Origin of the sequence: Tahibacter harae, from assembly GCF_024437735.1 — a bacterium.
Lineage (GTDB): Bacteria > Pseudomonadota > Gammaproteobacteria > Xanthomonadales > Rhodanobacteraceae > Tahibacter > Tahibacter harae.
In genome coordinates this window covers 1-3,726 of record NZ_JANFQO010000062.1, presented here as the reverse complement: position 1 = coordinate 3,726, position 3,726 = coordinate 1, and the positions used below count along the sequence as shown (strand labels likewise).

Genomic DNA, 3,726 nt, shown 5'->3' with positions numbered 1-3,726 from the left:
TGATCAGCGATTGGATCCAGTTCTATAACACCCGGCGACCGCATCAGGCGCTGGGCATGAAGACACCCGCCGAGGCGTATCGATTAGCGGCGTGACCTGTGCAGAAACCGCTGGGTCATTACAGTTGCGCGAAACCGACAGCCGCCGCGCGATCTCCCGCACGCTGGCCCCTTGCTGATGTAACACCCAGATCGTCATGAACACCTCGACCTTGATCATGCGTCCCTCCGCACGCAGCCGGTACGGAGAAACTACGGGTCACAGGTGGGTCAGTTTTAGACTGCCGACTGGGTCAGTTTTGCATTGCCGCTAACACGGCATTGAACTGCAGGACAATGTGCAGATGATTGCTCATGACGGCGTAGGCATGAATCGCAACCGCAAAGCACTTGCCCAACAGGTGCAGCCGTTCGCAAATCCAGTTTTCCGGTGTTCGAAATCGCGCCCTGCCAACGCGTCGTTTCCGCATAGAAATGCGCGACGGACGCACCGCTGGACGCAGTGATAGCATCCCTCAGCACCTTCCGGCGAGACGATTTGAGCGCGTGGGCGAGCCATGGGGCCAGCATGGCTGACTTGCAGGCCGGCAGCGGCAGAAAGTCCGCGGGAAAGCTATCGGAAAATTCTGGAGTGTGGGTGTCCCAGATGCTCGCAGTGGGTGTCCTGATTTACGCTTTCCTGATTTACGCTTGCAACGGCGTCGGAATCCTCTGACTACCGAGGGATTTGTGGGTGTCCTGATTTACGGCTCGGCCGTCATCGGCAGGCCGCTACTGGCCAACTGCTCTATCAGCTCTTTGGGAGTCGACGGCAGTTCTGTCAGGCCGGCCGTCGCCGGCTTCTTCTTGCGTGGCATAGATGCTCCTGGTCCTCATGCTATACCTCGCGCACAAAAATCCTGACAGGCTCCCAGTCACCAAGACTCGGCGGCAATGACGGACACACATAGCAAAAAGCCCCGCAACCGCGGGGCTTTTTGCTTCTGCTGGAAGTTAACCTGACCCCGTTCCCGGTTGACAATCAGAAGCCCTTACAACGGCATAGGAATCTTCTGACTACCGAGAGATTTGCGGGCGTCCTGATCTACGCTAGCCGACAACCAAAACACATCGACGATGACAGCCGCACAAAAAATCCGCGCAATTGCAGGGCGTTTTGCTTCTGCTGGAAATTAACCTGACCCCGTTAGTCCATTCGCCTCAATCAGTAGGTTCCGGAAGCGTGGATCATCGCGGCACTCACGTACGACTTTGCTCCAACCTTTCTTGCAATACCTTGAGGGTTTTCCGGAGAAATCGAGCATTCCAAGAACTTCTTCCAACCTGCCATATTGAAGCAGATCCAGATTGCTAAGCACTGCAAGTTTGGCAACATCAGCCACAGCGATAACGGCACGAGACCAACGACTACCGAAAAACCATTTGGTCGAGCAACCGCGAACCAGCATCACACTATCGCAATAGCCGGCATCCAACGCCTTTACGCACAGATCATTCGCACTACTCCAGTCCGACTCCATCGGGCGCTCGCCCCTTACAGAAAAAAACCTTATCCGGCCATAGCATGAGTTCTCAGCAACTTTCAGCAGAGAAGTTGTTAGATTGGCCGCCTCACGCAATTCAAAGTGAGGCCGCCTGTTTTCAATCATACTTCTCATAAATTCATTAGGATAAATATTAGCCAAACTTACATTTGACGACGCAGCCAAATGACTCAGAAGAGACCGCTCCCTTTCCCTTCTCACCGCTGCCGATGTCGCGAATATCTCCATACTAGCCAACGGCGAAATACCCATCACAGACTCCGATCAAAGAGGTAACTTCGAAAAACCAACAGCTTCAAGGCTAGCCCAGATGGTCCAGCTGAGGCAGTCAGCTCCATTGGGACCAACGCTGTAAGGGTACGAAATTTCGCAGACCGTAGTTTCGGCACCAACAACTGTTCTGTGCCATAGATACCATTGAGCAAAAGTCAGTGAGGCAACTTTCTTCTTGCGACCTTTGAGATAGTTCCTAGTTATTACATAGTCAACTTTTATCACCCCGCCTGGAATTACGCCAAACGGGTTGAGAGTTGCCGATGAACTACCCCAGCCAAAGGCATTACCCACATCATATCTATAGCCATTTCGAAAACCAATCTTCTCGGCGCACATATAAAAATGAAGCGGCCACGAAACATATGCGTAAACATCATACATTTTAACTTTTCTGAGAAACTTTGCACTCTGTCTAGTTGCGCCACGAACAGCGTTCGTACTCAGTACGCTCTGAATATTCTGAGCCGAGCTCATTTCACTCAAGCTCATGCGACCACTTGGATCTGCCCTATTTGCAGGATCTAAGTCGGCATACAAATATTTGTGCACTGACACTGGACGTGTTTCGTATCCAGCAAAATCATCCTGCCGCGCAAACCGCCCATTGCCGAGGTTCATATACCTAGCCCGCAGGTAATAGAACCCCAAATTCGGATCGAACTGCTCCCCCGTGTACTGATAATCCGTCGCCGCATTCTGCCCCGCCCCCAACTCACTGGTCCACTCGTCGCGTTCCCCGAAGGCGTGATACGCATACCGGTCAACCGGGCTGCCAGCCGCATCGGTCAGCAGCCGCGTACTGCCCAGCCCGTCATAGTGGAAGGTGCTGGCTACCGCTACCGGATTCGGCGTACCGCTCGGCGCCCCGACGTTCGGCAGCACGTTGCCCTGCATATCCCGTAGCGCGTACTGCCCGAGCAGATCGTCGCCGTAGGTGTACGCCGCCTTCAGGCTCAAACCACTGACGTTGGCTCCCGGCGCCAAGGGAGCGCCGACCCGCTCCTCGATCACCTGCGCATACGCCTGGCTCGGATCAATCAGATAGCGAACTTCCTTCGCATCCAGCGTGCCGGCCTTCTGGATCTGACTACGCCGGATGCCGTCGTGGGTGTAGGTGTACTGGGTGATATCCAGCACACTGCCCACCTGCCGCTCCACCTGGGCCAGCTTGTTACGCCCGTCGTAGCGGTAGCGCGTCGTTGCATCAGGTGCGATGGTTTCGACCAGGCTGCCGTTGAGGTCGTAGCGATGCGTCGTCAGACGGGTCATGCCGTTGCTGACGGCCGTCTCGTCGAGCAGACGGTCGTTCGCGTCGTAGCGGTAACTGGTCGTTGTCGTGGACGCCGGAACCGTAGCACCACCGGGCAGGCTGCCGCCCGGAATCGTCATCAGCTGGTTCAGGCGGTTGCCGACGCTGTCGTACGTCCACGTCGTCAGCCGATCGTAGCCGGGTGTTGCGGAAGTGACGGCTTCTTCAACGAGCCGCTTGGTCGCGTCGTAGTCGTAGCTGGTCGTGCGCGTGGCGTCCAGTACCGGCTGGCCTTGACCGTCGACCACGTACTGGCCTTGCGCGTCGCGCTGCTGCACCTGCTCGGCGATCTGCGCCCGCGTGCCGTCCGGATTCAGCGTATAGCCCAGCGCCAGCAGCACCGCCGCACCTTTGCTGTGGACCAGCTTCGTCAGCCGGTTCATGCGGTCGTAGCGGTAGTCCACCCGCGTGCCGTTGTTGTGGATCACATGATCGCGATTGCCGACGCCGTCGTAGCCGTAGGTCGTGACCTTGGCGGCGCCGCTCTGGCCCAGCGCCGCGCTGGCGACTTCGCTGACACTGCTCAGGCGATTGAGCGTGTCGAAGCCGAAGTTGATCGTCCGTGTACCGGTGACCACCGACGTGCGATTGCCCGCCG

Annotated in this window: 3 protein-coding genes; 1 reads left to right on the top strand and 2 read right to left on the bottom strand. The window is 56.6% G+C overall.

Translation table 11 applies throughout. The annotated features are described in order from the left end of the window. The first annotated feature begins 2 nt into the window (after positions 1-2). Positions 3-95, top strand: a complete 93-nt coding sequence (locus NM961_RS23745; protein ID WP_255910650.1) for an integrase core domain-containing protein — start codon at positions 3-5, stop codon at positions 93-95. 1,076 nt (positions 96-1,171) lie between these two features. Here the strand turns inward: NM961_RS23745 and NM961_RS23740 are convergent. After that, entirely contained in the window at positions 1,172-1,795 is a 624-nt protein-coding gene (locus tag NM961_RS23740; RefSeq protein ID WP_255916909.1) for a hypothetical protein, read from the bottom strand. Between the two features lie 12 nt (positions 1,796-1,807). After that, positions 1,808-3,726 (bottom strand): RHS repeat domain-containing protein (locus tag NM961_RS23735; protein ID WP_255916908.1); only part of this gene is annotated, 1,919 nt, incomplete at its 5' end.